The organism is Runella limosa DSM 17973 (genome assembly GCF_000482465.1).
Taxonomy (GTDB): Bacteria; Bacteroidota; Bacteroidia; order Cytophagales; family Spirosomataceae; genus Runella; species Runella limosa.
Window position 1 is genome coordinate 1 of sequence record NZ_AXVJ01000086.1, and the last position, 5,277, is coordinate 5,277.

The 5,277-nt window shown below is 38.9% G+C and carries 3 protein-coding genes; 1 reads left to right on the forward strand and 2 read right to left on the reverse strand.

Translation table 11 applies throughout. From position 1 onward, the window contains the following. Nucleotides 1-193: 193 nt before the first annotated feature. A complete protein-coding gene (locus tag K339_RS0109675; RefSeq protein ID WP_028523408.1) occupies nucleotides 194-796 on the reverse strand; it encodes a recombinase family protein in 603 nt (200 codons plus the stop codon). 109 nt (nucleotides 797-905) lie between these two features. Here K339_RS0109675 and K339_RS33200 point away from each other — a divergent pair, with 109 nt between their 5' ends. Next, on the forward strand, nucleotides 906-3,896 hold the full coding sequence (locus K339_RS33200; RefSeq protein WP_084332169.1) for a Tn3 family transposase: 2,991 nt from the start codon (nucleotides 906-908) through the stop codon (nucleotides 3,894-3,896). Here K339_RS33200 and K339_RS33205 read toward each other — a convergent pair. Continuing rightward, nucleotides 3,870-4,784: a hypothetical protein gene (locus K339_RS33205; protein WP_051397914.1), complete on the reverse strand. Its 915-nt coding sequence runs from the start codon at nucleotides 4,782-4,784 to the stop codon at nucleotides 3,870-3,872. The genes K339_RS33200 and K339_RS33205 overlap by 27 nt on opposite strands. Nucleotides 4,785-5,277: the final 493 nt, after the last annotated feature.

Sequence of the window (5,277 nt, forward strand, 5' to 3'; positions counted from 1 at the left end):
GTGGCGTTTTCAGCAGATTTGACCCCATCCAGGACGATATCAATAAAGAAATCGTGTCGCTTGCGAATCTGGTGAATCAGAAAGCAGAGCAAATAGAGGTTCTTCTTCCAAATCTGCGGAAAACACCGATTTACAAATGGAGGTTCTTATTACAAATGGACGAACAATAGCGGCCCCCTCAGATGGTTTGAGATTAAGGTTTATGTTTTGCTAAATAATTATAAACTGTACCATAAGCCACTCCTGCTTGAATGCTGATTTGATTCATAGAAAGTCCTTGTTGTTTCAATTCCATTATTCGGTTCAATTTACTTTTTGCCAGTTTTGGTCTTGAAATATTTTTGCCTTGAGCTTTTGCTCTTTGCATTCCTGCCTTTACACGCTCACTGATGAGAGAACTTTCAAACTGAGCCAAAGAAGCCATCACATGAAAAATCAATTCTCCTGTTGGCGTAGTGGTATCAATATTTTCTTGATAAGAAATAAAATCAATTCCTAAATTTTTAAACTCTTTGAGGGCATTGACTAATGCTTGCGTTGAGCGTGCAAAACGGTCATATCTCCAAACCAAAACGAGGTCAATCTTTCGTTTCTTGGCAGCTTCCATCATTTGCTTGTAATGCTTACGTTCTTCACTTGTTCCCGAAGCAAAATCAATAAACTCCCCTACAATTTCAAAATTTCGCCTTTGAGCATACTCACGCAGTTGAATCAATTGAGTTTCGGGGTCTTGCCCTCTGTCGAGTGTTGAAACTCTTGCGTATAGAGCCACTCTTAAATTGGATGTATTTGCCATTGTTGTATTATCAAAAAGGAGTTCCTTTACAAATATAGAGTTCAGATTTATAAATTACTCATTCTCAATGATGTTTTATTTTTTTTAAACATACCCTTTTTGATAACCTATGCCTGCTACTTTTTTAACAACTGCAGAACGTGATCAATACATTCAAATTCCTGATTTGGACGAAAGGGATTTGCAACAGGGGTTTTATCTAACACAGCCCGATCTCATATTCATTCAGTCGTTCCATGGTGCAACCAACCGCCTGGCAATCGGTATCCAACTCTGTTTAATGAGATATTTTGGCTTTTTATATGATGGATGGAAAAACCAGATTCCTGATAAAATGGTCTCTTTTGTTTCTCATCAACTCGAAAGTGGAAACAATGCACCCACGACTGCTGATTTAATAAACTACGGAAACAGGGCAATGACCCGCTCGTTTCATTTTCAACAACTACTTCGGTATCTAAATTTTCGGAAATGGCAGCCAATGGATGAACCTATGTTTGAAAAATGGTTGATCCTTCAGGGAATGGAGCATGACAATGAGCGGTACCTTTTGAATAAACTTTGTCAAAAACTTCATCAGGATAAAATTTTAAGACCATCGATTGGTACTCTGGAAAGGATTATTGGAGGTATTGACGAGCTTCTTCATACGGAGACCTATCAACGGTTATCATTTTTATGGCAGCCCGAGTTATTCAATCAGCTGGACAATCTTCTTCAAACTCCCGAAACCGGAAAGCTAACCCATCATCGCTGGCTGTGTATGGTGCCAACGGTCAATACGCCTAAAAGCTTCCGACAAATACTTGATAAAATTATCTTTTTGAAAAACATCAAAGTTGATAGCTGGGATTTGTCTGTTATTCCTTCCAACAGAAAAAAACGTTTAGCTAATATCGTTCGAAATAATTCAAATCAATATTTGCAGCGTATTAAACCACAGAGACGTTTTCCCTTACTGGTGTGTTTTCTTTGGGAAACGCTGCTTGATACAACCGATACTGTTTTGGCGATGTACCATGATTTTTGGACGCAAGCCCTGAGCGATGCAAAAAAATCTTTGGAGGCCTATCAGCTGGGGGTTATCAAATCCCAAACTCAGGCTGTGAAAACACTCACAAAGACTGTTGAAATGGTTGTGGATGACACCATTGAAAATCAGTACCTGAGAAGCAAAATATTTGAAAATTTATCAAAGGAAACAATACAAGAAGCTTTACACATAGTCTTGAAAATAACCAAACCGGCCCATCAGACACCTTTATTCTTTTTACTTAAGACTTATGCCCGGTTCAAACAATTTACACCCTACCTGCTCAGAATACTGGATTTTAAAGTGGCTTTTTCAAAAGATAATTTTGAGGACGGCCTGGAGCTAGTTACCGAACTTCAAAATGGGACAAAACGAAAATTGCCAGAATCTGTCCCAACCCATTTTATTACACAGTCCTGGCAAAAAGTAGTCATCATTGACAAGATGTTGCAAGCGCCCGCCTACGAGCTTTGTGTTTTGTCGGTACTCAATGACCGACTTCAGTCTGGTGATGTTTTTGTCGAGTTATCCAGAAAATATGCGGATTTTAATAGCTTTCTAATCCCTAAGACACGGTGGCAGGCAGCTTCACCGGAGATATGCCTTCCTTTTGGAGGCTTGGATATGGTAAAACGCATTGACGAAAAGGTTCTTGAATTAACAAATTTGCTTGGACCTTTGGTCATTCTGTTATCACAAGGCACCGAGATAAGGTTAGAAGATGGAATATTGGTTGTTCCACCCTTAGAAGCTGAAAATCTCCCTGAATCTGTTAAAGATTTACAAGAGCAGATCAACAAGCGATTGCCTCGCGTGGGCCTGGTGGAAATGATCCGTGAAGTAGATACTTGGGTTGACTATGCAAAAGAATTGCGGGAAGAGCTCCTGCCCCGTAATCCGGAACATGATGCTTTGAGGTTTGCTGCTTTGTTGAGTAATGCATGTAACTTGACACTGGCTGATCTGGCGCGTTCTTCCGACTTGGATTATCATTCGCTGTGGTGGGTTGCCAATAATTACTTTTCTGATGAGAACCTTAAACGGGCAAATGACTTGTTGGTAAATTTTCATCATGGACAATGGATATCAGCCTATTGGGGTGATGGGACACTATCATCTTCCGATGGCCAAAGATTTGCCACAAGTGGCAAAATTCGGAATGCTCAGGCATTGCCAAAGTATTTTGGGTATGGTAAAGGAATAACTTTTTACACCCACACTTCTGATCAGTATTCCCAATACGGAACAAAAGTAATCAGCAGCACTGAACGGGATGCGCCATACGTATTAGATGAAATTCTGACGAATGAAACCGAGTTGACCATTATTGAACATACCACCGATACACATGGGTATTCAGACCTAATATTCGCCTTCTTTGATTTGGTTAACAAACGTTTTGCTCCACGACTTCGCGACATAAAAAACCAACGCCTGTGCAAGATAAAAACCGACAAAGAAAATCCAGCGGAGATACAGTACCCGCAATTAAAGTTTACCGCTACAGTCAATATCGACTACTTGAAAAAACATGCGGATGAACTTAAAAGAGTGGCTGCATCCGTTTTGACAGGAACCGTAACAGCCTCACTACTAATCAATAAACTTCAATCATATCCAAGACAAAACAACCTAATGTATGTTTTGCAATCTTACGGACAATTGGTAAAAACGATTTTTATATGTAAGTACTTACTACAACTGCCTCTCAGGCATCGTATCAATACCCAGCTCAATAAAGGAGAGCAACTTCATAACCTGCGGGTTTATCTTTGGTTCGGAGGTGATGGAACCATCCGTAAGAAGCAGGAAAAAGAACAGCAAATTACAGCCAGGTGCCTTAATCTGCTGACAAATATCGTAATGGTCTGGAATACTGTTTACATCCAGGAAATTCTTAAACAGCTTCAAAAGGAAGGTTATGAAGTCCATGAAAAAGATCTAGTGCATATCTCTCCCGCGCCTTTTGAACATATAAATCGGTTAGGAAAATATGGTTTCAAAGATGAGATCAGATTACAGGAAAATGGACTACGAGCTTTAAGGCAACCTCCCGAGAAGCGATAAGTAGTAAACCGCTATTTTCCGTCCTTCTGTAATGAATACCTCTAATTCCATTCGTTCCAAGGCTGATGTAATTAATTTCTTAGGGATTCCAACCTTCCGAACAATTTCTGTTGCTTCTTCCAGGTCTGCTACTTGCAAATCCGTCATTAAGTTGTACACCTGTGAAGTGCTACTTTCTTTTTTGATTTGGGAAAAGTCGCCGACCAAGCCTACTAAAAACTGTTGGAACTTATCCAAGTTGATGCCTTTATGCGAGAAAATCCGAAGGAATTGTTCTTCATCTTTCTGCTCAAACCGTTCTTCCAAACCCTTTACCTTAGCATTTGCTGGCATTCCATTTGTGAGCCATTGGAGGTATTCATCCAATGAAATAAACTCATCGGCCCAACCCATCATTCCGTTTGAGCAAATTTGGCGGTAATATGAAACCCTCATAACGGCACTTTTTATACCTCTCATCTCATGTCCCTGAATGGTAAAAGGCGTTTTCCCGTTGTAGGAGTTTGTAAAGGTCAATTGCTTGCGAATTGTGTCGTTACCAGTTTTGCCGATTACCAGCGAATCGGGCAGTACAATCCCAATCGAAAACTCACCTTGTGAGCTGTACCGAACGCTAAGTTCATAGTCAACGCCTAAACACTCGTCGGCAACGGACTTAATCAGAGAATTAGGAATCAAAGAGTAGCTTTTGCTCTGGATAGCGAAAACTTGGTTACTACCGTCTGTTTTTTGGCCTACAATCGCTCGTTGGCGGTCAGTCGCTACAACATGATAGTTTTCGGGCAAAAGTCCCTCTAAGGCTACGGTTTCAACTGGAAAGCAAATTTTGTCCCAAGATGAAGTGTGCGACAATAGGTTTTTACTGGCATTTTTTGATGCTGTTTTCATTGTGATAAGCGTTTAAGTGTTTGTTTGCGATTCAAAAATACGAACGAATCTTGATTGAAAAAAGCACTTAAATACCTGTAAATCACTTATTTATCCCTGTGTTTGTGGTTCAAAATTTCCCCTTTGATTCTCTTGTAGGAATGTATATTCATTCGTGTCTCGAAATAAATAATTTTGTTTATTGTATCAATTTAAGTGTCATTATCTTTAAAGCCAATGAGACCAAATAAAAAATTAGTCATTCTCGTACCCTTTTAAGAAATTTTTCTTTTCCCCATTGATTCAAAAAGTAAAAGAACAAAAATCAAAATAAGATTCTTTTTTAATACTTTTTTTAAAAGAAGGTTTTTAAACGTTTTTATATAATAGTTTTTTAGAAGCCCCCAAAATGAGTGTAATTATTTGATTTTAAATATTTTATGAGCTAATAAATGTATATCCATTCATGTGAAAATGTATATTGAGTCATGTATAAATGTATATCCATTCATGT

Excerpts from the sequence above, each read along its gene's own strand:
- K339_RS0109675 (WP_028523408.1), bottom strand. The coding sequence starts at position 796 with ATGGCAAATACATCCAATTTAAGAGTGGCTCTATACGCAAGAGTTTCA.
- K339_RS33200 (WP_084332169.1), top strand. The coding sequence starts at position 906 with ATGCCTGCTACTTTTTTAACAACTGCAGAACGTGATCAATACATTCAA.
- K339_RS33205 (WP_051397914.1), bottom strand. The coding sequence starts at position 4,784 with ATGAAAACAGCATCAAAAAATGCCAGTAAAAACCTATTGTCGCACACT.